General features: G+C 60.8%; 20 protein-coding genes. 11 read left to right on the plus strand and 9 right to left on the minus strand.

The annotated features are described in order from the left end of the window. Window positions 1–84 precede the first annotated feature (84 nt). The 4 genes from H6650_00095 (at window position 85) to H6650_00110 (ending at window position 3,996) form a co-directional block, all read left to right on the plus strand. Window positions 85–513: a hypothetical protein gene (locus tag H6650_00095; GenBank protein MCB8950390.1), complete on the plus strand. Its 429-nt coding sequence runs from the start codon at window positions 85–87 to the stop codon at window positions 511–513. A 211-nt stretch (window positions 514–724) separates the two neighbouring features. Further along, window positions 725–1,438 (plus strand): glucose-1-phosphate thymidylyltransferase, encoded by a 714-nt coding sequence (locus tag H6650_00100; GenBank protein MCB8950391.1) that lies wholly within the window; start codon window positions 725–727, stop codon window positions 1,436–1,438. Window positions 1,439–1,465: 27 nt separating this feature from the next. Beyond that, on the plus strand, window positions 1,466–3,256 hold the full coding sequence (locus H6650_00105; protein MCB8950392.1) for a M3 family oligoendopeptidase: 1,791 nt from the start codon (window positions 1,466–1,468) through the stop codon (window positions 3,254–3,256). A gap of 155 nt (window positions 3,257–3,411) precedes the next feature. Further along, window positions 3,412–3,996 (plus strand): sulfotransferase, encoded by a 585-nt coding sequence (locus tag H6650_00110; GenBank protein ID MCB8950393.1) that lies wholly within the window; start codon window positions 3,412–3,414, stop codon window positions 3,994–3,996. Window positions 3,997–4,053: 57 nt separating this feature from the next. Here the strand turns inward: H6650_00110 and H6650_00115 are convergent, their stop codons facing one another. Continuing rightward, complete coding sequence (locus tag H6650_00115) at window positions 4,054–5,208, minus strand: hypothetical protein (protein MCB8950394.1); 1,155 nt, start codon at window positions 5,206–5,208, stop codon at window positions 4,054–4,056. Between the two features lie 411 nt (window positions 5,209–5,619). Between H6650_00115 and H6650_00120 the strand changes: the two genes are divergently transcribed. Beyond that, window positions 5,620–7,809: a glycosyltransferase family 39 protein gene (locus H6650_00120; GenBank protein ID MCB8950395.1), complete on the plus strand. Its 2,190-nt coding sequence runs from the start codon at window positions 5,620–5,622 to the stop codon at window positions 7,807–7,809. 437 nt (window positions 7,810–8,246) lie between these two features. Here the strand turns inward: H6650_00120 and H6650_00125 are convergent, their stop codons facing one another. Next, entirely contained in the window at window positions 8,247–9,098 is an 852-nt protein-coding gene (locus tag H6650_00125) for an RNA methyltransferase (protein MCB8950396.1), read from the minus strand. Further along, window positions 9,059–9,733 (minus strand): metal-dependent hydrolase, encoded by a 675-nt coding sequence (locus H6650_00130; GenBank protein ID MCB8950397.1) that lies wholly within the window; start codon window positions 9,731–9,733, stop codon window positions 9,059–9,061. The genes H6650_00125 and H6650_00130 overlap by 40 nt, the downstream gene beginning before the upstream one ends. Before the next feature lie 431 nt (window positions 9,734–10,164). On the opposite strand from H6650_00130, the gene H6650_00135 reads away from it, so the two are divergent. Then, window positions 10,165–10,482 carry a hypothetical protein gene (locus H6650_00135; protein ID MCB8950398.1) on the plus strand — a complete coding sequence of 106 codons (318 nt, stop codon included), beginning with the start codon at window positions 10,165–10,167 and terminating at the stop codon, window positions 10,480–10,482. Between the two features lie 7 nt (window positions 10,483–10,489). Here H6650_00135 and H6650_00140 read toward each other — a convergent pair whose 3' ends face one another. The 3 genes from H6650_00140 to H6650_00150 form a co-directional block, all read right to left on the minus strand. Then, complete coding sequence (locus H6650_00140) at window positions 10,490–11,323, minus strand: SDR family oxidoreductase (GenBank protein ID MCB8950399.1); 834 nt, start codon at window positions 11,321–11,323, stop codon at window positions 10,490–10,492. Between the two features lie 85 nt (window positions 11,324–11,408). Further along, window positions 11,409–12,782, minus strand: a complete 1,374-nt coding sequence (locus H6650_00145) for a hypothetical protein (GenBank protein MCB8950400.1) — start codon at window positions 12,780–12,782, stop codon at window positions 11,409–11,411. Continuing rightward, complete coding sequence (locus tag H6650_00150; protein ID MCB8950401.1) at window positions 12,779–14,488, minus strand: hypothetical protein; 1,710 nt, start codon at window positions 14,486–14,488, stop codon at window positions 12,779–12,781. The genes H6650_00145 and H6650_00150 overlap by 4 nt, the downstream gene beginning before the upstream one ends. Before the next feature lie 166 nt (window positions 14,489–14,654). On the opposite strand from H6650_00150, the gene H6650_00155 reads away from it, so the two are divergent. From H6650_00155 to H6650_00165, 3 genes are all read left to right on the plus strand, one after another. Further along, window positions 14,655–15,404: a histidine phosphatase family protein gene (locus H6650_00155; GenBank protein ID MCB8950402.1), complete on the plus strand. Its 750-nt coding sequence runs from the start codon at window positions 14,655–14,657 to the stop codon at window positions 15,402–15,404. A 67-nt stretch (window positions 15,405–15,471) separates the two neighbouring features. Further along, window positions 15,472–15,756, plus strand: coding sequence for a hypothetical protein (locus tag H6650_00160; protein MCB8950403.1), 285 nt, complete (start codon window positions 15,472–15,474; stop codon window positions 15,754–15,756). 409 nt (window positions 15,757–16,165) lie between these two features. Next, window positions 16,166–16,561: a hypothetical protein gene (locus H6650_00165; GenBank protein ID MCB8950404.1), complete on the plus strand. Its 396-nt coding sequence runs from the start codon at window positions 16,166–16,168 to the stop codon at window positions 16,559–16,561. A gap of 45 nt (window positions 16,562–16,606) precedes the next feature. Here the strand turns inward: H6650_00165 and H6650_00170 are convergent, their stop codons facing one another. Further along, the gene (locus tag H6650_00170; protein ID MCB8950405.1) at window positions 16,607–18,085 is read right to left on the minus strand and encodes a PLP-dependent aminotransferase family protein; all 1,479 of its coding nucleotides are present in this window, start codon (window positions 18,083–18,085) and stop codon (window positions 16,607–16,609) included. A gap of 215 nt (window positions 18,086–18,300) precedes the next feature. Here H6650_00170 and H6650_00175 point away from each other — a divergent pair, with 215 nt between their 5' ends. Then, window positions 18,301–18,924, plus strand: coding sequence for a TetR/AcrR family transcriptional regulator (locus H6650_00175; protein MCB8950406.1), 624 nt, complete (start codon window positions 18,301–18,303; stop codon window positions 18,922–18,924). 224 nt (window positions 18,925–19,148) lie between these two features. Then, entirely contained in the window at window positions 19,149–19,301 is a 153-nt protein-coding gene (locus tag H6650_00180) for a transposase (GenBank protein MCB8950407.1), read from the plus strand. 29 nt (window positions 19,302–19,330) lie between these two features. Here the strand turns inward: H6650_00180 and H6650_00185 are convergent, their stop codons facing one another. Both H6650_00185 and H6650_00190 read right to left on the minus strand, forming a co-directional pair. Further along, window positions 19,331–21,058, minus strand: a complete 1,728-nt coding sequence (locus H6650_00185) for a CRTAC1 family protein (protein ID MCB8950408.1) — start codon at window positions 21,056–21,058, stop codon at window positions 19,331–19,333. Between the two features lie 10 nt (window positions 21,059–21,068). Further along, a complete protein-coding gene (locus H6650_00190) occupies window positions 21,069–21,800 on the minus strand; it encodes a 1-acyl-sn-glycerol-3-phosphate acyltransferase (GenBank protein ID MCB8950409.1) in 732 nt (243 codons plus the stop codon). Window positions 21,801–21,820: the final 20 nt, after the last annotated feature.

The following is a 21,820-nucleotide window of genomic DNA, read 5'->3' on the forward strand; positions in this document are numbered from 1 at the left end:
CCATTCTTGCCCCCACAGCAGTTGGAATCCGGGCTTTGCGCCCGCACTATACCCCCTGCCTGCAACTTGCGTTAAAATCCCCCCATGTTAATCCGATTCGTTCTATATGGACTGGGTGGCTGGTGCGGCGAGATCGTCTTTACGGCGCTGACGGAAAGCCTGCCACGGCGAGATTGGCGGCTGGTGGGGACGAGCTACCTGTGGATGTTTCCCATCTACGGCTTAATCGCGCCCCTCTATGAGCCGGCGCATGACTGGATTCGCAACGTGCCCTGGCTGGGGCGAGCGCTCGTTTGGTCGCTAGGGTTCACGTTTATCGAGCTGGCGACCGGCTGGCTGCTGGCACGCCTGACGGGGCGCTGCCCCTGGGATTATTCACGCAAGCGGCTGGCGATCAATGCCTACATTCGCTGGGACTACTTCCCGGTGTGGGCGGTGGTCGGCCTGGCTATGGAACCGGTGCATGATTTTTTGGTGCGCCTGACGCCGGCGATTACCGCGGCGTTGGGTTAAGATTGAGTTCACTGAAAAAACCGGGTTTTTCGTGTCCGGCCGAAATTCAGAGTGGTTCATGTGTAAAAACCCGGTTTTTGGCCTTTTTTCAGTAGAGTCAAGGTTAATTTTGCGCGAATCCTTCAGGACGACAACGGGATTTTGGGACGTTGTGAACACGCCCTTTATGTTAACTTTTTGTTGTCGTATTCGTAAGTGAGAGCAAGACACGATGCTACGACCGGAGGATTTTTTTACGTTGGAGGATGAACTGGCGGCGGAGATTTTTGCCGGCATTGATCCCCTCTGGCACGCGCTTCCCCAACTCGCCCACCATGTGCGGCGGCTCACCCAGGACCGCCAGACCATCCTCGGTCAGGTGATGCCCGGCGCATTCCTCGGCGACCGTCCGCTCTACATCGCCCCTGACGCGCGCATTGAACCAGGCGCATACGTCGAAGGCCCCGCCTACATTGGACCGGGTGTGGTGGTGCGTCATGGGGCGCTGGTGCGGGAAAACGTGATCATGCTTGGCGGCAGCCTCCTGGGGCACGCCAGCGAAGCCAAGAACAGTCTCTTTCTGCCCCACGCCCACGCGCCCCATTTCAACTACGTCGGCGATAGCATCCTCGGCGGCGGCGTGAACCTGGGCGCGGGCACAAAACTGAGCAACCTGGCGATGAACAGCCGCAAAGACCCCGTCACCGGAAAAAGACCCACTGTGCGTGTGTTGATTGCCGGCATCTGGTACGATACCGGACTCGCCAAAATAGGCGCCATCCTCGGTGATGGCGTGCAGACAGGCTGCAACGCCGTCCTCAATCCCGGCTGCCTCGTTGGCCGCGGCAGCATGATCTACGCCAACCTCAGCCTGCGCAAAGGGTACTACCCGCCAGACACGCTGGTCAAACTACGTCAACAAACCGAGAGCGTTTCCCTTACCTGAGGGGACGACGACTGCCTGGAGAAAACCGTGACCCATACCGCGAAACCATTCCAACAACAGCCCTGGAGCCTGACAGACCTTTTCCCTGCCCTGGATAGCGCCGAAGTGACCGCGGCGCTGGCGACGTTGCAAGAAACCGCCGCCCGTTTTGAGCAGATGCGCTCTCGGTTGCGTCCGGACATCGACACAGCGGCGTTCCTGGATATGGTGCGCCAATATGAAGACGTGGACCGGCAGGCCAGCCGCCTCCAGGGCTTTGCCCGACTCAGCTTCACGGCGGATACGCAGAACCAACGGGTGCAAAGCTTTCAGGCGGAAATGCGGCAACATATCGCCGAGATCATCAATCGTACCCTCTTTTTCTCGCTCTGGTGGAAAGAAATCGATGACGCCAACGCCGCCCGCCTCATGGACGCCAGCGGCGATTACGCCTACTGGTTGGACGCGCTGCGCCGCCAGAAGCCGTACACTCTTTCCGAATCGGAGGAGAAGATCATTAACCTGAAGAACGTCAACGGTGTGCGCGCCCTGACGACACTGTACGAGGCGATCACCAATCGTTACACGTTTAAGTTGACGGTTGACGGGCAGGAAAAAGAGTTGACGCGCGGGGAACTACAAGCCTACTACCGCGACCCCGACCCGGACGTGCGCGCCGCTTGCTACCGGTCCCTGCACCATGTGTACACGCAGGATGCGCCCATCCTGGGGCAGATCTACCAGTCCGTGGTGCGCGACTGGCGCAGTGAGCACCTGAACCTGCGCGGGTTTGCCGCGCCTATTTCCGTGCGCAATCTGATGAATGACGTGCCCGATGCCGTGGTCGATACGCTGCTGCAAGTGTGCCAGGCGAATGCGCCGCTGTTTCACCGGTATTTCCGCCTGAAGGCGCAATGGCTGGGCGTGGAAAAACTACGCCGCTACGATATTTACGCGCCATTTGCGCGCACCACGAAGCGTTACGACTTCGGCGACGCCGCGGACCTGGTGCTGCGCAGCTTCCGCGAGTTCGACCCGCATATCGCCGACCTGGCCAGGCGGGTGTTCGTGGAGAATCATCTGGACAGCGAAGTGCGCAAGGGGAAGCGCAGTGGCGCGTTTTGCGCCACGATTGAACCGGCGCTCACGCCGTGGGTGTCGTTGTCCTACCAGGGCCGCCCGGATGACGTCGCCACGCTGGCGCACGAACTGGGGCACGCGATTCATAGTTTACTGGCCGACCACCATTCGGTGCTGACGCAGCAATCTTCGCTGCCGCTGGCGGAAACGGCGTCTACATTCGCGGAGATGCTGGTCATTGATCGCTTGCTGGCGGAGGACCCGAATCCAGAGGTAGAACGCGATTTGCTGTTTACGCAGTTGGATGATGCGTACGCCACAATTATGCGGCAGGCGTACCTGGCGCTGTTTGAGCGAGAGGCGCACGGGCGCATTGCCGCGGGGGCGTCGGTGGATGCGTTGTCGGACCTTTATCTCGACTTGCTGCGGGAGCAGTTTGGGGATGCGCTGGATTTGAGTGACGATTTCCGCGTGGAGTGGGTGGAAATTCCGCACATTTACGCGGTTCCGTTTTATGTGTATGCGTATGCGTTTGGGCAGTTGCTGGTGTTGTCGCTGTATCAGCAGTATTTACAGGAAGGCGAGGCGTTTAAGCCGCGATATAAGGCGATTTTGGCCGCGGGCGGGTCGGCTGCGCCTGTGGTGGTCTTGGAAAATGCCGGCATTGACGTCCATTCCGCCGACTTCTGGCAAGGTGGGTTCGACGTCGTCGCCCATACCCTCGACCGCCTGGCGCAAATTCCCCTGCCCACGCGGTAGGCCGCTTGCCGTTTTGGTCTGGACGTGATAAAAAGCGCGTTCGTCAGGCTGGTAAATCACCTGTTGATGGCGTGCCGGCATCATTCAATTGAAGCGTTAGTAGGGGGTGGGCTTGCGCCCGCCCTACCTGACCCTGGTAAAAGAAGGGCAAGAAGATGAGAGATAGTGAAACCGTAGTTATTGTTTCCGGGCTGCCTCGTTCCGGGACATCCATGATGATGAAGATGTTGGAAGCGGGCGGACTGGTTCCCCTGACCGACGAAATCCGCGAGGCCGATTCCGACAACCCCAAAGGGTATTACGAATTTGAGCGCGTGAAGCAGCTCGACAAAGGGGATAAGGAATGGGTAGTGGATGCCCGCGGCAAAGTTGTCAAAGTCATTTCCGCGTTGCTGCGCCATTTGCCCGATGATTACCACTACAAAGTCATCTTTATGCGACGGGCGCTGGAAGAAACGCTGCGTTCACAAAAGAAAATGATGGTGCGTCGGGGCACGGACAATGACAAAGTCAACGATGAGCAAATGTCCATGTTATTTCGCGCGCACCTGAAGCAGGTGGAAGCGTGGCTGGCGAAACAGCCGAATATGGGCGTTATGTATGTCAGCTACAACGAGATGCTCACCGACCCCACGACGCAGGCGGAAGCGGTTAATGATTTTCTGGGCGGCGGACTGGACCTGGAGAAGATGGTCGGCGTTGTAGACCCGAAGCTTTACCGAAATCGTCAGTCACCCTGAAATCATCAGGCAACCTGAAAACCCCAAACGTGACGTGCTTCCGCAGGCGCGTTGTGTCTAACGGCTGCCCCGCTGGCCTGTTGCGCGCAGGTGCGTGGATGAAATGTCCAGGCGGAAGCGTTGGCTGGGGATCGGCTCAAAAAGATCGGCATAGGGCGGGGGAGCCGGCAGCGCCGCTGCCTCATGAAAACGTCCCGCATCATCCTGTCGCCCGGCCACCAAAAAACGACAGCCTAGCGCCCGTATTCGTTCCAGCGCGGCCATCATGCTGGTTTCGCTATTCTCATAGAAGCGCGGCTGCAAGACGCGCAATGCTGTATCGTACCCTACGGCAAAAATGGCCCCCGGGTAAATTTCTGCTTTGGCGACAAAGGTGGGCGCGTTGCTTACCAGAACCGGCCAGCGCCCCGCGAACTGAGCCATGCGCCGCAAAATGTCTGCTTCCGCCAGGGCCGGTTTTTCCGCATTCACCGCCGTCAGCTCGAAGGCGGGGGGGCGGCCCGTTATGTCGCCGGCAATCTGCGCCAGTCGTAGATGCCCTTCATGCAGGGGATTAAAGGATCCGGAGAGGACGACCATTGGCTCCGCGAGGCTGCCATTTGCCAACCCGTCCGCCTGTAGATGGAAGCAGCGAATCTGGTGACGGTAAACCTGACGCGCCAGCGCCGCCAGGTCGGTTGTGCCCGTTTCCAGCGAATCCGCCACGCCCAGGTCGAGTGGGAGGGACACACCCGCGCCGAATGAATCTGATAGGGCATTGAGTATCTGGCGGCTGACCAGTTCCTCTTCTTCTTCGCGTTGTCGCGCTCCCTTCTCCAATTCCAGGCGATACCAGACGATTTTCTCCGTTTTCCAGGTGGCGATGTGGGCGCGGTGCGCGCCGCGCTTGGGGCGGTCGGTGACGATGGCCGCGGTGCAAGCCAGCCCCACCAGTTGGTTTTCCGCGTGGTGCAGCCAGCGTGCGCGGCTGAAGGCACGTCCGGCCATGAGGCGGGCGGTGCTGCCGGCCACGTATTTGGCGGGCGGTTGCCCCAGGAAGTCGTCAAAGGCGGCCCAGTCGTAGGGGATAAGGGCTTCGAGGAGGGTGCGGGAGGCGCCGGGCACGCCCAGGAGCCAGGCCAGCGCCTGGCTGCCCGCGCCTGCCGTGACGAGGACGACGCGCCCATGTGCGTCGTGAAGGGTTTGTACCAGTTGTGTGATTTCCGGTGTCATGCGGGGATTTTAACAGAAATGCGATGGGTGCTGGTATATTCAAGTCGGAATTTGACACGAATTCCGCGAATGAATCAGAATTGGACGCTGGCGTTTTTGGCGCGGAGGTTTTAGCCGGTCCACATATGGAGGGAGACCCGGCTAAAGCCTCGATTCCGATCACCCTATGTGGATTTCCCCAGACACGAGTCAGAATTTGACGCGCATTGCACGAATGTCAGGCGTTTTGCGGATGAGGCCGTGGTAGGGGACGTTGCTCATTTTCTGACTGTGGTCAATAATAATCTTGAGTCACTGAAAAAACCGGGTTTTTCGAGTGCCCGGCCAAAATTACCAGAGTGGTTCATGTGTAAAAACCCGGTTTTTGGCCTTTTTTGAACAGGGTGCGAGTTTTTGGAGGAAGAAACGCTCATGCCGGTTGAACTGCTCTATTTGTGGCTGCTGCCGTTGGCGGCGTTTGGCCTGTATTGGGGGTATCGTTCCTGGAGAAAGGGGCGGAATGGGGAGGCAAGCGCGGTGTGGGAACCGCGTCTGCGTCGCTGGCGGCGAGTTGTGGCTGCTCCGGTGGCGGTGGATGCGGTGGTGGAGGACGCGCCCGTGGTGGCGAGGGATGAGGCGGTAATCGGAGAGGAAATGCCGGCACATTTCACAATGACCGATCTCCGGTTGCCGATTACTAGTTTGCTGCTGGGAGGGCTGGTGTTGATCATGATGGGGCAGGCGGTGTTGGGGAAAATGCCGGCATCTCTCCCCATCTACCTTGTCATGCTCCTGGGATTGGCTGCCTTTCTCCTCGGCACGCAAACCATCGCCCGCCAGGCTCCGCCCGCCAGGCTCATTCCTCTCGCATGGCGGCTTTGCCGTGCCCTGGACATTCGCGCCTGGCAGATCATCCTCCTCATTCTTGCCCCCTGCTATGCCCTTATGGCCAGTTGGGCCGCCGGACCTGCCATCAGAACCCCCTTGCCCTTTGTGACCTGGGCCGCCTGGCTACTCGCTATCGGTATGGCAATTGCCGGCAGCCTCAAATGGGGGCGCGAACCACGATACCAGATCAGCCGCTTCGATCTACTGTTCACCGTTGGCTTATTGGTCGCCGCCTATTTGTTGCGGGGCACCGGCACTGCCCAGATTCCCACCACGCTCTCCGGTGACGAAGGCTCTGTTGGCCTCAGCGCCGTCCAATTCCTCAACGGCAACGCCAACAGCCCATTTAGCGTCGGCTGGTTCTCCTTCCCCTCGCTCTACTTCGCCTTCCAAAGCGTGGGCATTGCCATCTGGGGACACGCCACGGAAGCATTGCGCATTCCCTCCGCCCTGGTGGGGTCCCTGACCGTTGTCGCCCTTTACTGGCTGGTGCGGGCGTTGTTTGATCGCCCCACGGCCATCCTGGCCGCCGCCTACCTGCTGGCCTCCCATTATCACATTCACTTCAGCCGCATCGGCCTGAACAACGTATATGATGGCTTGTTTGCCGTGGTGGCTTATGCCGGCATCTGGCATGGCTGGAAAACGGGGCGACGCGCTTCCTTCGTTCTGGGCGGCATCGCCCTGGGTCTTGGTCAATACTTCTACGTGGCGATTCGCGTGTTGCCCTTGCTTCTCTTGATGTGGGCCGCCGCCGCCTATCTCACGCAGCGCCAGCGTTTCCGAGAGCGATTCCCAGACCTGGCGCTTTCCGCCATCGTCGCCCTCATCATCTACCTCCCCCTCGGCCTCTTTTTTCTTGCCTATCCGCAAGAATTCGCCGCGCCCATGAACCGCGTCACCATTTTCCAGGGGTGGCTGGATCAGGAAGTTCTGCTGACGGGGATGTCCGCCAGCCGGATTGTCTTCAGCCAAATGCTAAAAGCGGCGCAGGGATTCACGCATCTGCCGCTGCGCTTGCTTTACGATCCCGGCGTACCGCTGCTATTGGGCAGCGCGGGCGCGCTCTTTCTTCTGGGCGTTTTCATTGCCTTGTGGAATATCAGCCTGCGGAGCCTGTTCTTGCTGCTCCCGCTCCTCTCCGTGGTGTTTCTCAGCGGCTTCAGCCAGGACCCCCCGGCCTCGCAGCGTTACGTGGCGGCTATACCTGTGGTGGCTATTCTGGTGGCGCTGCCTTTGGGCATGTTGTGGCGCTGGCTGTGTACCCTCTGGCCAGAGTACGGGCGACCGATAGTGGTGATCTTGCTTATGATGATGACCTGGATCATGTGGACCGATGTCCACTACTATTTTTTTGAAGCCTACAAAACATACATCCTGGGGGGATTAAACACAGAGGCCGCCACGCGGATCGCCGCCTACCTGCAATCAGAGGAGAACCCGGCGCAAGACGTCTATTTTTTTGGCTTCCCCCGCATGGGATACGCCAGCCTGTCCACCATACCCTTTCTCAACCCGGATATGCACGGCATTGACGTTGCGACGCCTCTGCGAGAGCCACCAGACTGGCCGCTGGAACATGACACCATCTTCATTTTCCTACCGGAGCGGGTGCAAGAGATGGACGAAGTGCGGGCATCCTATCCCGACGGCCAGTACCGGGTATTCTACCGGCCTCAGCGTCCCCTGGAACCGCTGTTTATGTCCTATGAATTGCCGATCTCAGGTCCTTGATGCGCCGGTCAGGATGGGCTTGCGCGGGGCGAATACCGTTCCCCTTCCTGTGGCAGTCAGCCTTCCCACTGACCGACCTGACCGGGGCGTCGTTGGTGTTTGGCAGCCAGATAGTTGATTGTCTTCAACCCTTTCGCCGCTTCCAGAGCCACCTTGAACTTGAACGACGTTTCGGAGGTAATCAATCTCATCGGTAAGCGACAGGACACGGGGGTTTGGGGTGTGGAGGCTTCAGCCGGCCCACATATGGAGTTTGACCCGGCTAAAGCCTCGACTCCGATCCCCCTATGTGGATTTCGCCGGCCTTGAGTAATCTATTGAGACCAGCACCACCGGAGGGCAAAAAAACCTCCAGGATTTGGATGGATGTGAAAGCGTTCCTGTTGTGTGTCACGCATTTCAAGACTGGACATAACTCTATATGCCAGATGCCGGCATCATCTTCTCCAACGAGCCGCATAAAGCAGAATAGCGGCGGCGGCATTGACGGAGAGGGAGTCAATGCCGGCATTCATCGGAATCGTCACGCGCATATCCAGGCTGGCCGCCTCTTGCCCCGCCAATCCCCAATACTCGCTGCCCATAAAAACGGCCGTCCCGTGCGCGGCAGCCAGATTCGCCCGCGGCAAGGGAATGCCCCCCTGCGTCGTTGTGCCCACCGTCAGCACCCGGCGCGCACGCAGCAACGCCAGCAACGGCGGCAGCGCGGAATAACGAACCAGCGGCAGTTTGAAGAGGCTGCCCATGGCCGTGCGCACTGCTTTCGGGTGGAAGGGATCGCTGCGCCCGGTAGCGCCGACGGCCACGAACGCATCCGCGCCGAGGGCATGCGCGGTGCGCACCAATGCGCCCACGTTCCCCGGATCGGCGATTTCCACGGCAACGAGCAGCAGCGGCGGCGTCGCTGGCGCGGTGAGGAGGACATGCAGGTCGGCGGATGGCGGCAGGGGGGCCAGACCCACAATGTCGCCCAGGCCGCGCCCATGCGTGATGGCCCGGAGAGCCTCTTCCGGCGCGATGTGCAGGTGGCAGCCGCTCCGCGTGAGGCCGTTGAGGAGGGCCTGGATGCGCGGGGAGGGGTCCTGGTGGTATTGGGGCGTGAGGAGGGCGTCGGTGAGGGGAATGCCGGCACGCCAGGCCCGTTCATGCAGCCGCGTCCCCTCCAGGGAAAAACAGCCCGCTTCCTCCCGCCCGCGCGCCGTCGCCACCCGCTGCACCATCGCCCACACCCCGCGCCACGTCGCTTCCGTCATGACGCCACCCCCCGACGCATCACGTGTTGCCGCCAATCCCGTATCCGCCTCCAGTTGCGCGCCAGCAGCAACAGCAGCAGCGCGACGTCCAGCGTGTGCTCAAAAAGGCTCCACTCGCGCCCGTGGTACTGGGGGTCCCAATAACTGAGCGGGCTGTGAAAACGCCATGTCCAGTTGAGGGGGAAGAGGGGCAAAGGGCCGTCCGTGACATGCAAGGGGATGTCGGCCAGTGTGTGCAGCATGGCCGCGCAGGAGAGCCAGAAGAACCAGCCGCCCCAACGACGGTCAAGACGCCAGGCGGCATACCCTACGGCGATGTAAATGATGACCAGCAACGGGCTATGGAAGGCATTGTATGCGGTGATCACCCAGGGATCCTGGAAGAACCAGACATCAAACAACCGCATCGTCATGGAAGCGTCCAACAATTCCGGGGGCGGCGGCGTGCCGGGTGGAATGGCGGAGAAATCAACGCGGCTGAAGATGCCGGTGAAGAGGTCGCGCAGCAAGGCCACGAGGCTGAGGGCGATCAGCGGCAGGTCGGGCAAGACGGAGCCAAGCAGCAGCGCCCGTGTGCGCAAAGGCGGCAGCAGGTGGGGGCGATGCCGGGCCAGGCGGTCGAGCGGGCGCTGTAGGGCACCGGTGACGATGAGGTGGGAGTAGGTTTGCATGGAAACCCCTTTGGGATAGGCAACAACCGTCTCACAACACCTTGTATTATGATGCGGGCGTTGGGGCGGGGCAACATTTGCGCGCTTCACGCCATTTCCTTGATGCGCTGCGCCATCAACAAGTACGCCGCGCCCCCGCGTGAGCCGGTGGGGGCGTATACCTGGGCGGCTTTTTATGCTACAATGATGACGCAGTGAGTCATGAACGGTGTGCTGGGTTTTCACGGCAGAGTCGTGAATAGGGGGTGCGCCGGGTATCTGCCGAGAACGTTCATGGCTTGCGCGGAATTTGTCAAATTGGGTAACGATTTAACCCGTTTCCTGAGACTTGCGTCTGTTGCCTGAGCCTGCCGAAGGCAAGATGGGCTTTGACGAGGGCTTTGGCAAGCCTGGCCCCGAGAGGGTTAGCAGTTACCAAATTGGAGGTTAATATGGAGACGAAATTGACCAAACCCGAGAATTGGCTGAAGTTGGTGGCGGGGGCGGTTGGCCTGGTTTTTGATCGCGTAAAGCCGGTGGCGCGGAATGGACAGGCGGCAATTGCCGTTGCGCTCGCCAGCCCTGATGATCTGACCTTGATTCATGGGATTGGGCCTACGTTTGCGCGGCGGTTGCGGGATGCCGGCATTACCACTTACGCCCAACTCGCCAGCTACACGCCTGAGGAACTGCAAACCATCACCAAGGCCGCTGTCTGGCAGGCAAACCCCACCGATTGGGTCGCCCAGGCGCGGGAGAAGCTGAACTAGCCGACGCTTACGTAAACCCCTCATACGGCGGCGGCGCGTTGTCGTGGTCGGGGATGTCCCACGTCTTACGCCAGAGGGAACTACCCCCGTCTACGCGCAAGGCGTCGCCGCTGATGTAGGCTGCCGCCGGCGACAGCAAGAAGGTGACGGCAGCGGCGACCTCGCTTTCCGTTCCCATTCGTTTCGCGGGGAGGTCGTGCGTAATGCCGGCAATAAACGCCTGCACCTCCTCCCCATACTGCCGCAGCCCATTCCCCGCAATCAGCCCGGGAGCCACCGCATTCACGCGCACGCCAAACGGCGCCCATTCCACCGCCAACGTCCGTGTCAGGTTAACCACGCCCGCGCGCGCCGCGCCCGTATGCGCCATCCCCGGAAAGCCGCGCCACATCTCCGCCACGATGTTCACAATCGCGCCCCCGCGCGCCTGAAAATGACGGCGGAACGCCTCGCGGGAAACGGTAAACGTGCCCGTCAGGTTTGTCTCGATCACCGCGTGCCACCCCTTATTGGAAATGGCCGCGGCGGGACTCATGAACTGCCCTCCCGCATTGTTCACCAGCCCATCCAACGCCTCATGATCGGCGGCGAAGGCGTCGAAGAAGGCCATGACGGACGACTCATCGCGGATGTTGCAAAGATAAGAAGATGCGGAGCCGCCGGCGGCGATGATCTCGTCGCGGGTGTGGGCCAGGGGGTCGGCGCGGCGGGCGGCCAGGGCCACGTGCGCGCCCAGGGAGGCCAGCTCATGGGCAATGGCGCGTCCAATGCCCGTGCCGCCGCCGGTGATGATGTAGGTTTTGCCGGCAAACAGATCCGGGCGAAAGATCGAATGGTACATAAGGTTGATATCCACGGCATTGTTGCCAGATGTGCCGGCAAAAGCGTTTTACGGACGCGAGCGCAAAGCGACCCGCGTTTGTTCGTCAATCATCTCGTCCCTCGCTGCCGGCATCACGCTCAATGGGCTTGCTGATTTTTCTCCCGCGCCAGCCGTAAGGTTTGGAGAGAGCAACGAGGAAGAGGAGGGGGGGGAGAAACGCGGCGGCGCAAATGGGACTGCCGCCATCTTCGGCGGCCGGTGGCGGCGAGGCGGCGGCGGGCGGCGTGGGCACGACGCGCACAAGTTGCAAGGGCGCGGCGGTGGGAATGAGGTCGGGGTTGATGGGGGTGGGGGTGGGCGGAATCTGGCGCAGGGGCGCGCCAATCGCCGCGCGCCAGGCAGTTTCCAGGCCATCGGTGTTGAAACCGTACACGTTTTGCAGCGCCTGGTCGTAGGTGTCGCCGTCGGCGAGGGCGCGCAGGTATTGCCGCATGGCTTCTTGCCCGTAGGTTTGCAGGAGGAAGGCGACGAGACTGTAGCTTTGGCTGTAGGAGATGCCGGCATCTTCCGTATGCGCCGAAAAAACCCCGTTCAAGCTGCGCACCGGCAGAAACGCATCCTCGGCAATTCCGCGGGCAATATCCGCCCGCACCGTTGCCGACGGTTCCCCCTCCGCAAAAACCGCCAGCCCTTCCTCTAACCATGTGGGACGGCTGCCGCCCACACAACTCCAACCAAACCGGCCCACTACCAGATGCGCCAGTTCATGAGCCACCGTCGGCTTGCCCCAACTTTCCAACTGACTGGGAGCCACGCCCATCAGAATTACGCCGTAGTCGGCAAAGGCCAGCGCCCCCGCCCAGTCCTGCACATACAACACCGCCTCCCGCATGTCGTCACTGTTGCCGTAGATGAAAAACTGCACCTCTTCCCCCCACTCAATCCCCATCTCCCCTTGCAGCCGCTCCAGCCCCGCCAGCGCCGCTTGCAGCAGTTCCGGTCCGACGTTGCTGCCGCGATACCAATTCACGAACACGCCATCCGCGCCCACCTGCCGCCAATCGTAACGCGGATCGGTGAAGGTGAGCATTTGCTTGGGGGTCGTCAATTGGCCGCCACTTTCGTCCGTCAGTGTCCAGGACCAGGATAAACGCGCCCCTGGCGGTGGGTTTCCGGAACGGGTGAATGCCCACTGCCAGGTCAGTTGGTTGCCGTTGATCTCGGCGGGCGCTTGCGTCTCCACGGGGAGGCAGTTATGGCGGTTGGTGGCGAAGTTGAGCGTGGCCGCCTTTACCGGGTGCGCCGTGTCTATCTCCAGATTAAACGTGACGCTTTGGGGGAAATCAACGGTGGCTTCATCGCTGATCACCGTGATCTCCGGGGGGGACGGCGTTTGCGCGAAGGCCGAAGACTTTGCCGCCGCCGGCCACAGGCCAAACAACAGGCATCCTGTCAGGAGTAAAATTGTTCTTCTCATTCGCGCTGTCTCCACAGTACAAGGAAGGCGGCTCCCAGGACGAAAGCCGCGCCCAATAGCCAAAAAGACCGGGGAATGCCGGCATCAACCGATCCCCCAGAAGCTGACAACGTTGCTTGGGGCGAAATAGTCGGTGTCACGGAAGGGAGAACGGTAGGCAGCGAGGTTGCCGACGGCGTCACCGAAGACGTTACCGAAGGCGTTACCGAAGGCGTTACCGACGGCGTGACCGAAGGCGTTACCGACGGCGTGACCGTGGGAAGAGGGGTCGCCGTTGGCGTGGACGTGAAAGTGGGCAGCGGCGTTGGCGTAGCCAGCGGCGGCGGCGCATCCAGATCCGCATCCGCCGACAACGGCTGCACCACGTAAGTCACCAGCCCGCCAATCATGCAATAATCGCCAATCGACTGCGCGCAAACGGCAGGTGGCAGATTCACGCGAAAAACGCCATCAACCGCCTCAATCGTCCGCCGCTTCCCCCACATATCCACCAACCAGGCGTTCGCCGAATCCCCGACCCGCGGCACTTCCGCTACCTGCGGCAGCGGCAGCCGCGCAAACACCACCGTCGTTACACGGTCCGCCTGCGTCAGCCGCACCTGCCCCACCGCATCCCATCGTTCCCGGTCCGCCGCGCGCACGCCCGTTAGCAGGCGAAAGGCTACGCGGGCCGCCTCGAAAGCCGGACGACGACTGCCATCTTGCCGCACCAGGCCAAATGGCTCCGGGTTCGCCGCATAGTCGCCGTCCGTATCCCGCAGCTTGTACACGGCCACCCGCTCCGCCCCCGCCGCCAGAGCCAGCGCCAACGACTGCGGCATAAAGGCGGCTTGCTCCACTTGCAGCACCTTCAGCGTGACGCTGGCGACGGGCCAGGCAGGGTCGTCGCTGGGTGGGGCGTTCGTTTCCACCAGCCAGATCGGCTTATCCAGCCCATGATCGCGCAGGATGGTGTTGAAAGTTGTCATAACGTCGTACACGGAAGCGGGTTGGAAGTAGATGTGGGCGGTGAGGACGTCGAAATAGGCATGGTTCGCGGCGGCCTCCGGGTCGGCGACGATTAAGTCCAGCAGGCGGCTGAGGTATTGCTCGCGGCCAAACTGCGCGTCCCAAAAGTAGGTCATGGCCGCCAGGTGGATGATGGCGCGCGGATTGGCGGCTTTGGCGGTGCGGTAGGCGACGCGCTGGAGTTGCAAAAAGTCCGCCTCGTCCCCGTCCCAGGTGTGGCCGGGCGTGGTGGGGTCCCAGATGTCCGGTTCGTTCCAGATGATCCAATGGTCAATGCGGTTTGCATAACGGGTCACGGCCTGGCGCACGAAGCCGGCCCAAAGGTTGTGGGGATCGTCGGCGGGGAGATGGAGACCTGCCGGCATTTCATCCTCCCCCCGCGCCCAATCAGGAATGCCAATCAGCATCCCCACCACTTCTCGCCCCGCCGCCGCCTCCACCGCCAGCGCCCCCTCACTCACCGGTGGCAGCCACTCATCCGGGCTATGCGGCTGCACCTCCGCCCACTGAAACCGCACCCGCGTCCAACCCGCCCCCAAATCTGTGGCATCCGCGGGCGATTCCGTGGACTCAATCACGCCAAAGCGCCAATCCGCGGGTCGTGACTGCGCCATTGCCGTCGCCGGCGGACGCGACCAGAGCGCCAATCCGCCCAACACCAACACCCACGCCAATCGCCGCCAATCTAATCGCGCCATACAAGCCTCCAACGCATAAGTATACAAGGGAGCGGCGAGGGGGCGAGGGGCGAGGAGCAAACAAACTCGCAGACTCGCAGACTCGCAAACTCGCCTCTCGCAACTCCCCAACTCGCGCTATAATTTCTGTGCAAACCGGATTGACTTTTGACTACGGATCATCGTTATGCAACTTTACTTCATTCGTCACGCGCAATCGGAAAACAACGCCATCTGGGCGCGCACCGGGTCCAGCGAGGGACGGCGGGCCGATCCTGGGTTGACGACCATTGGCTGGCGACAGGCGCGGCTGCTGGCCCGGTTCCTGGCACAAAACTGGATCACGGACCCCACGGACGAGTGGGATGCGCACAATCGCCGAGGGTTCCATTTCACGCACCTCTATTGCAGCCTGATGCGGCGCGCCGTGGCCACGGGGAACGAAATTGCCCAGGCGGTGGACGTGCCCCTACGGGGATGGCCGGATATTCACGAGCGAGGTGGCATCTACCTGGACGACGCGGCATCCGGCGAACCGGTGGGACTGCCAGGAGAAAATCGTGCCTTCTTCGCGGCGTATTATCCCCGCCTGCGGGTGCCACCGACGCTGCGAGAGGAAGGTTGGTGGAACAATCGGTCCTACGAAACGGCGGAGGCGGCACTGGAACGGGCGCGTCTGGTTATTGAGGAGCTGCTGGCGCGCCACGGAGACACCGACGACCGCGTTGCTATGGTCAGCCACGGCGGTTTCTATCATTCGGTTTTATCGGTTTTGCTTGATTCGCCCCTACGCGCCAATGGCCTCAGCCGCGACTGCCATGTCTGGCTGGCGCTGCAGAACACGGCTATTAGTCGCTTTGATTTTTTCGAGGGGCGTTTGTTGGTAACTTACATGAATCGGATCGATTTTATGCCGGCATCTCTCATCACCTACTGACCCCCAAATGTCCTGAATGTGCGGGCTGGCAATCCTCAGATACAACATCCCGGGCGTGGGACGGTTTGTGAGCGCGGATACGATTGTGCCGGATGCCGGCAATCCCCAAGCCTTCAAGCGCCCTGGTTACGTTTTCAATCACAAGAATTGTTTAGCTGGGCACCAATTAGGGGCAACTGTTAAGAAACGATTGATGTTTGCTAAATCCGTCATTAAAAGCCATGCAAACGGCTCACCAAACGGACAAAACCCTGATATGGTTATACACGACAAGAAAGTTATCCGATGGAATAGAGATGATGCCCTTCATTTGACCGGCAACATACGCTCTCCCGGCGAAAAGGAAATGTGAATGACCATTCTTACCGTTGCTGTATTTTCGACCCTGTTCCTCCTGGCAGTCAAAACGCGGCTACAACCCGCGCCGCGTCCCGTCCCTGTGCGTGTACGTCGCTGACGCCGTGTGACGGTTCTCCCCAAAAGAGTTTCCCCTTCTTTGCGTCCCCGCGGTAACTATCCGCGGGGGCGCTATTTTTCCCCTTCCTGTAAACGAACGGTGTGCCTCAGTGTTTGGGGCCGGCGCCGATTCGGTGGCCGGTGACGCAACCGATGCTGGACTGGCGCGTATAGTGGGTGATTGTGAAACAGAACACAATCGCTCAAAGGCGACGCACTCTCCCAGCGTGCGTACGACGGTCTTCCCGTTTGTGAGCGCGTCGCCCCCCCCCAATCGCCCGCTACCAGATGAAGGAAGGTCCTCCATGTTGAACGCATTAACGCAAAAGAACATTGAACAGCACGTCACCGTCCTCGGGTGGCTGCACATTGGCAGCAATATCCTGCTGCTATTCATCGGCGCCTTTGTGTTTTTTCTCCTGACAACCATCGGGGTTGTCAGCGGCGATCAGCAGGCCACGGCCATATTGGGAACCGTGGCCACATTCATAGGCATGTTGATGGCTGCCCTGGCTGTTCCCGGCATGGTTGCCGGCTATGGTTTGCTGAAACGGAAGAACTGGGGGCGCGTTTTAGCCATCATCGTGGGCATTTTTAGCCTGATGAATTTTCCTCTGGGCACTGCTGTCGGCATCTACACGCTGTACGTGCTGCTCCAGGAAGAAGCGCCCACTTACTTTGCCGCCGCGCAGTTGCGTTGAAACCTGACACGGTTTGGGAAATTGGCGCTAGAGAGTGGAGCGACTTCACGAACCATGCCCGTTTTGGGAGACGATAACCTGAGCCAGTCGCCGCACGCCTTCTTCGATTTCCGGTTGGCTCAGGCCGCTGAAGCCGAGCAGAATGGAGGGGGGTGGTTTTCCCGAAGGCGTCGTCAGGTGAAACCGCGCGCCGGGGTAGACGCCGACGCCGAGAGCGGCAGCCTGGGAGATGATTGTGGCTTCGTCGGCATCCGGGGGGAGCTGCAGCATGATGTGTAGCCCGGCCTCGTCCGGGGAAAAACGAACCGCATTTCCCATGTGTTCTTGCAGGGCGGCAACCAGCGCCTGACGCCGTTGACGATATGCCTCGCGCAAGTGGCGCACATGGCGCTCAAAGTGGCCTTCGCTGATGAAGTCGGCCACGGCGGCTTGCGTTAGTGTGGGCGCGCCGCGCCCTAGCAGGCTCATGGCCTGGATGAAGGGGGTTGTCAGTAGTGGAGGCAGCACGACGTATCCGAGACGCAGGGCGGGGAAAAGGACTTTGGAGAATGTGCCCAGGTAGATGACCTGGCCTGTTACGTCAAGTCCTTGCAGTGCGGCGGGGGGGCGACCCTGGTAGCGTAATTCGCTGTCATAGTCGTCTTCGATGATGAGGGCGTGGTGCTGCTGTGCCCAACGGAGCAGGAGCAGGCGACGGGGGAGCGAGAGCGTACCGCCGCGCGGGAATTGGTGCGCGGGGGTGACGAAGATGAGGCGGGCGGGGGGATAGGAGGGAAGTTGTTCGGCGAGGATGCCGGCATCATCTACCCCCACGCCCATCACCTCGCACCCATGGAGGCGAAACACGTCAAACGCATCCGCAAAACCCGGCGTTTCCACCAACACCCGGTTCCCCGGCTGCAAATAGAGGCGCGCCAGCACATCCAGCGCTTGCTGCGCCCCGCTGACAATCACCACCTGCTCCGCCGTGCAATGAACCCCTCGTGCCTGGGCTAAATAGTCGGCCACTGCCTGCCGCAGCGGGAAAAACCCGGCCGCCGAGCCGTAGCGCGACAAAATGGCATCGTCCGTGCTCAGGTAACGGGCCAGCAGCCGTCGCCAGACATCGTACGGAAAAAGAGAGGCAAAGGCTCGCCCAAAACCGAAGTCAATCGCCGGACGCGGCGTGGTGGACGACGCGGCATCCGGTACGATCTGACGCAGGCGGCGGCCCCAGGGGGAAAGAGAGGGGGCGCGCGCGGGTGGCGTGGGCGACAGTAGCGGCAATGTAGTTACAAATGTGCCCGCGCCGACCACGCTTTCCACGTAACCTTCGGCCTGCAATTGCTCGTAGGCGGCCGTGACCGTAACGCGCCCAATCTGGCAGCGGCGCGCCATTTCTCGTGTGGGGGGGAGTTTGGTTTGTGCCGGCAATTCCCCCCGCAAAATCATCCCCCGCAACTGCTCATACAATTGAAGATACATCGGCGCAATCGACGCCGCGTCCAATGCTATCGTTGGCTTTTCACATTGTCTTTGGTCCATGGGCCATCACCATATTTGTAAACGAAACCCCCGGTCGCCTCTTTTTTCATAGAATAATCCCGGAACGGCCACCTTGACAACCCCCAAAAAATAGCTATTCTTCTGTTTGAACGAGAATTCAAAACTTTGTTTGGTTACGCTACCCCCGTCGGCGTGCCTGTTTTCCACAAGTTTCCCCTACTGAGCCCGTTGCATCCATTGAAAGAGGTCCGGCGATGCCTTACCGTTCTACTGACAAGACCCGCAGCAAAAAAGATGCCCGGCGCACGGACATGATGCAAGCTGCCGTGCGCGTGTTTGCCGAGAAAGGCTACTATGCCGCCACGGTGCGCGACATCGTTGCCGCGGCGAACGTAGCCGTGGGTACGTTTTACTTTTATTTCCCCGATAAGGAAACGCTGTTTGTTCATTTGTACGAAGAGACGGCGGATTTTTTGCTGCAATCGTTGCAGCAGGCGGCGAACAGCCGGAGGACGCTGCCGGAGCAGGTCCTGGCGACTACGCAGACCTACGTAAATCTGGCGACGTATGAGCCGGCGATTGTGCAACTGTTGCTCGTGGGAGGGGTGGGGGCAATGCCGGCATTAAATGCCCGTCGCGTCAATTTTCGAGAAGGTGTCATACGCCTTTGGCAGCGTCCCCTAGAAGCGGCTCTGGAAAAAGAGTGCGTCCCCCCACAAAACACGCGCCGCACCGCCGAAGGGATCGCCGGGGCCATGGACGAGATCATACTCAACCTGCTCGCCCTTCCCAATCCTGATCTGGAAGCCAGCGCCGCCGCCAACGACATGGCCGCCTTTGCCCTCCGCGCCGCCGGCTACACGCCGCCAGATAGCTGATGAATGCCCGTTGATGCTCTCGCCAACCATGATCTGCAAGGGCATATCCGTTTCAACCGCTGATAACCGCGCATTGTATGATTCCACAATTTCCTGCAATACACTGAAGAAATCCTTAGTAACCGTCCGAAAATAACTTCACGTTTTCATCGGACGGTTACTGACAAGCTGTTCGCACAATTCCACTAGCTTAATTACGAACAGCCACTTAGGGGTTTCAGGTATTGCCCCGCCGCCGGGTTGTCGAACGCACGTTTGCCTGGTTAGGACGATATCGTCGAGTGAGCAAGGATTACGAAAAGTGCCCGTGCAGCAGCGAGCGCGTGATTTATCTGGTTTCGATTCACGCGATGCTGAAGCGCCTCGCTCCGACTTGATTTTCAAATAGCCTCTTAGGCAGCGTATACTACTTTTTTGGGCGGGCGCGTTTGCGCAGCCAGCGCAGGGCGGGGATGAGGATGATCAGGCCGAGGATGAGGGCGACGGCCAGGTTGAGGGGGGAGAAGGGAAGGCGGAAGGGGGCGGTGATGCCGGCAGATGGCGTAGCCGGATCAGGAGGCGCGTCGAGCCAGCGAGGAATGCCGGCATAAGCCAGTTCATAGCGACGATTTTCCACCAGGCCGCGCACCTGCTGCCGCAAGCCGTTCGGCCATTCCACTTCCACCCGTTCAATCGAGGCTTCTCCCAGGCCAAAATAGAGCGTGAGGGCGCTGCCGGCGCCCAGGCTGGCCCCGTTGGTTACTTCCTCCATCTGCCGCCGCCCGTCGCTGGTGGTCAGGGTGACGCGCGCGCCCACGGCGTCCCGATTGATGCGATCCGCGCCACGCAGGGCGAGGGAGAGCCAGTTGTTACCGGTTCCTTCGCGCCCCAGGTTACGGTAAAGATGGTAGCCTTCGTTGCCGTTACCGACGACGAAATCCACCCAGCCGTCATTGTCATAGTCAGCATAGGCCACGCCCATGCTCTCCCCGGGATCGGCGGCGCCGCTGTTGTTCACTTCGGAAAATGTGCCATCCCCATTGTTGCGGAAGAGGACGTTGTACGCGCCGCCGGCATCGCCGTGGGCGGTGAGGGCCAGATAGAGGTCGCGCCAGCCGTCGTGGTCGTAGTCGAAGAAGATGGCTCCCCAACCAATGGCGGAACTATCCAGGGCGACCCCAGCCGCCGCGGCTACGTCGGCAAATGCGCCGTCCCCCTGGTTTTGTAGCAGCACCATCTGCCCGGCATTGGAGAAGAAGAGGTCGAGGTCGCCGTCGTTGTCGTAATCGTTGGGGGCCAGCCCCATGCCCATCACGCGCTCATCCGCGCCGACATCGGTGGCGACTTCCGTGAAGCACCAGCCATCGCAGCCGGGACCGTCGTTGCGCCACAGTTTGTTACCGATGGGGTTGAGGAATTCGTCGTTGACGAGGTAGATGTCGGCGTCGCCATCGTTGTCGTAGTCGAGGAAACTGACGGCGAAGCCCGCGCCGCGCGTGCCGCCGCCGAGGAGGTTGGTGACGTCGGTGAAGGTGCCGTCGCCGTTGTTGTGGTAGAGGCGGTCACGGTCGCCTTCCTGGGGGCGACCACATTCGGGGGAGCAACTCCAGTTGGCGATGTAGAGGTCGAGGTAGCCGTCTTTGTCGTAGTCGCCCCAGGTCGCGGATTTGCCGGCATTTTCATCCCCCACCCCCGCCGTCATCGTCACATCCGTAAATCCCTGACCCTGGTCATTGCGGAACAGCACGTTGTCGCCCCAATTCAGCACGTACAGGTCCGGCCAGCCATCGTTATCATAATCGGCGAAGACTGCGCCGCCGCTGCGCGCCAACCACAACGCCATGCTGCCCGTGTAGGGGGCCAGGGAAAATGTGCCATCCCCGTTGTTCAGGTACATGCTGTTGGGGCCGTCGCTGTCTGTCAGATAAAGGTCCAGCCAGCCGTCCTGGTTCACATCCGCCCACGCCTGGCCCGTGATCATGTAGACATCGTGGTGGACGGCGGTGAACCCGGCCTGCTCCGTCACGTTTTCAAAGAGGGCATGGGGGTCCGTGGAGGCGTCCTGGGCCGCCGCCGTGCGGGAAAGGATGAGCACAAGGAGCAGAACGATGGCCGCGCAGATGGCGCGCGTTCTGGTTTTGCGTAGATCGATCATGCGTCGTCCCTCAATTAGGTGGGGGGTGGGGAATCGCGTAGACGCCATGGTAGGCGGGTGGCATTAACGCCGCCACCTCCCGCATCATCCCATCCGCAAAATCATCCAATGCCTGCCGCCGCCCCACGCCGCGCGCGCCTGCCGGCAGCGTCAACGGCCCAAATAGTGGACCAAAACAAACCGTCACGGGCGTGCGGCGCAGGCGGCGGAGGTTGTTCAGCACATGCTCCGTGCCCATGTAGGCCACGGGCAGGATCGGCGCGCCGCTTTCCACGGCCAGGTAAGCCGGGCCGGCGTGTGCCTTGATCAAGACGGCGGGGTGGCGGCTGTTTTGCCCTTCGGTGCGCGCAAACTGATGCCCCCGGCTGATGGCGTCTTGCAGTTCCGGATCAATCCCCCCCTCTGGGAAAATGCCCAGGATGCCCCCGTCTTGCAGCACTTGTAGGGCTTGCCGCAGCGCCTGGCGATCTACCTGCCCACGCCAGACGGGAATAACGGGGAACAGCCAGGCGAGGAATCGGAGCGGAGGAAGATCTACCATTTCTCGGGCACCGAAGACTGCGGGGCTTTGCGGCAGGTAGTGAAACAGGAGGGGGATCTCAAACCAGCTAAAGTGGTTGCCGATGGCGATGTAGGGGCCAGATGCCGGCACATGCTCTCGCCCACGCACTTCCACTTTCAGAAGCAGCCGGATAGCCACCGCCAACAACCCGTACAACAAGATGCGCAAAATCGTCTTCATACTTGGAGAATGAACCAATC

This window comes from Ardenticatenales bacterium (assembly GCA_020634515.1).
Lineage (GTDB): Bacteria > Chloroflexota > Anaerolineae > Promineifilales > Promineifilaceae > JAGVTM01.

Excerpts from the sequence above, each read along its gene's own strand:
- H6650_00095 (MCB8950390.1), top strand. The coding sequence starts at position 85 with ATGTTAATCCGATTCGTTCTATATGGACTGGGTGGCTGGTGCGGCGAG.
- H6650_00100 (MCB8950391.1), top strand. The coding sequence starts at position 725 with ATGCTACGACCGGAGGATTTTTTTACGTTGGAGGATGAACTGGCGGCG.
- H6650_00110 (MCB8950393.1), top strand. The coding sequence starts at position 3,412 with ATGAGAGATAGTGAAACCGTAGTTATTGTTTCCGGGCTGCCTCGTTCC.
- H6650_00115 (MCB8950394.1), bottom strand. The coding sequence starts at position 5,208 with ATGACACCGGAAATCACACAACTGGTACAAACCCTTCACGACGCACAT.
- H6650_00120 (MCB8950395.1), top strand. The coding sequence starts at position 5,620 with ATGCCGGTTGAACTGCTCTATTTGTGGCTGCTGCCGTTGGCGGCGTTT.
- H6650_00130 (MCB8950397.1), bottom strand. The coding sequence starts at position 9,733 with ATGCAAACCTACTCCCACCTCATCGTCACCGGTGCCCTACAGCGCCCG.
- H6650_00135 (MCB8950398.1), top strand. The coding sequence starts at position 10,165 with ATGGAGACGAAATTGACCAAACCCGAGAATTGGCTGAAGTTGGTGGCG.
- H6650_00140 (MCB8950399.1), bottom strand. The coding sequence starts at position 11,323 with ATGTACCATTCGATCTTTCGCCCGGATCTGTTTGCCGGCAAAACCTAC.
- H6650_00145 (MCB8950400.1), bottom strand. The coding sequence starts at position 12,782 with ATGAGAAGAACAATTTTACTCCTGACAGGATGCCTGTTGTTTGGCCTG.
- H6650_00150 (MCB8950401.1), bottom strand. The coding sequence starts at position 14,488 with ATGGCGCGATTAGATTGGCGGCGATTGGCGTGGGTGTTGGTGTTGGGC.
- H6650_00155 (MCB8950402.1), top strand. The coding sequence starts at position 14,655 with ATGCAACTTTACTTCATTCGTCACGCGCAATCGGAAAACAACGCCATC.
- H6650_00165 (MCB8950404.1), top strand. The coding sequence starts at position 16,166 with ATGTTGAACGCATTAACGCAAAAGAACATTGAACAGCACGTCACCGTC.
- H6650_00170 (MCB8950405.1), bottom strand. The coding sequence starts at position 18,085 with ATGGACCAAAGACAATGTGAAAAGCCAACGATAGCATTGGACGCGGCG.
- H6650_00175 (MCB8950406.1), top strand. The coding sequence starts at position 18,301 with ATGCCTTACCGTTCTACTGACAAGACCCGCAGCAAAAAAGATGCCCGG.
- H6650_00185 (MCB8950408.1), bottom strand. The coding sequence starts at position 21,058 with ATGATCGATCTACGCAAAACCAGAACGCGCGCCATCTGCGCGGCCATC.
- H6650_00190 (MCB8950409.1), bottom strand. The coding sequence starts at position 21,800 with ATGAAGACGATTTTGCGCATCTTGTTGTACGGGTTGTTGGCGGTGGCT.